General features: G+C 67.6%; 1 pseudogene. It reads right to left on the minus strand.

From position 1 onward, the window contains the following. Positions 1-1,205 (minus strand): annotated as a pseudogene (locus EOA23_RS34890) (hypothetical protein); the annotation flags it as partial.

Here is a 1,205-nt window from a genome sequence, read left to right on the forward strand (position 1 = left end):
GCCCGACATGGCGCATGGCATTGATCGGCTCGTAGGAGGCAAGCTCGGCGATGGCCGGCGCCTCACCCGCGACGTCGATGTCGAGCCCGCCGACCACGATCGGTCGATTGGCGTTCTTGATCGTCAGCGTCCCGCCGCTTGCCGCCACGGTGCGCCCGCTCGGCATGTAGACGCTGCCCGATAAGAGCGCGATGTCGACATCGTTGCCGTGGAACGCGACGACACCGACGGCGTCGCGGACCGGCGGGATGCGCCCGGCGGTATCGAAGCGGGAGCCTTCGATCTGGAAACGGCCGAACACTTCGTCGCCGGTGAGCGGCACGCCATTGCCCAGACGCCCCGGCACCACCTGGAACTGCAGGTTGCCGTCGGTCACCGTACCGCCGAACAGGTTGCCCAGCACCCAAAGCCGCGCATTGCGGGCCGAAAACCATGGCCACAATTGCTTCACATGCGAGACCGGCATGTCGTGAACGTTGAGCGACAGCGACACGCCCGGAGGACCGTTGTCGACGAAGGCGACGGTGGCCGCGCCCAGCACTTCGCCCGATCCGCCGGACCGGACGCCGATCTGCTCGGCGACGATCTTTCGGCTCTTCGGCTGATAGACGCCCGCGATGCGGGCCAGGAACTGAAGCGCCGGTTCGGGCGATTCCGAGGGCGCCAGCGTCGAGCCGTCGCTGGTGAGGTCGTAGCGGTATGCGGGCTCCTCCCCGGCGGCTGCCGGCTTCGGCCCAATCGACCCGGCAAAGTCGAAGCTCGAGCGACCGTTCTTGATCAGCAGCCGATCGACCGAGATCTTGTTCGAGCCGGCCATCAGCGTGGCATCGGCTTCGACATCGACAGGCAGCAGCCCGCGTTCATCCAGGTCGAGCACGGAACCGGTGAGCGAGAGCGAGGCCGCCAGCCGCGACGGGCTGTCGCCCGACGCTTCCGAGCCCGAAAGCTTCAGCGCGATTGAACCCAGTCTGGCGCCATCGGCCGCTGGGGCAGCCTCGGTCGAACCACCCTCGCCGGAGGTGCCCGCGCCTTCTATTTCGATGTTGGCATCCAGCGAGGCGATCCGCCTTGCCGTCGCATCGCGGGTCGCGGTTGCGGTCAAAGTCGCGTGCCGACCGTCGACATCGGCATCGTAGGAGAACTGCATGCGCCCGGTGCCGGTCTGCGCGACGGTTGCCGAAGCGACGGTCACGCGCTTGACGAGC

Origin of the sequence: Mesorhizobium sp. M2A.F.Ca.ET.042.01.1.1, assembly GCF_003997405.1 — a bacterium.
Lineage (GTDB): Bacteria > Pseudomonadota > Alphaproteobacteria > Rhizobiales > Rhizobiaceae > Mesorhizobium.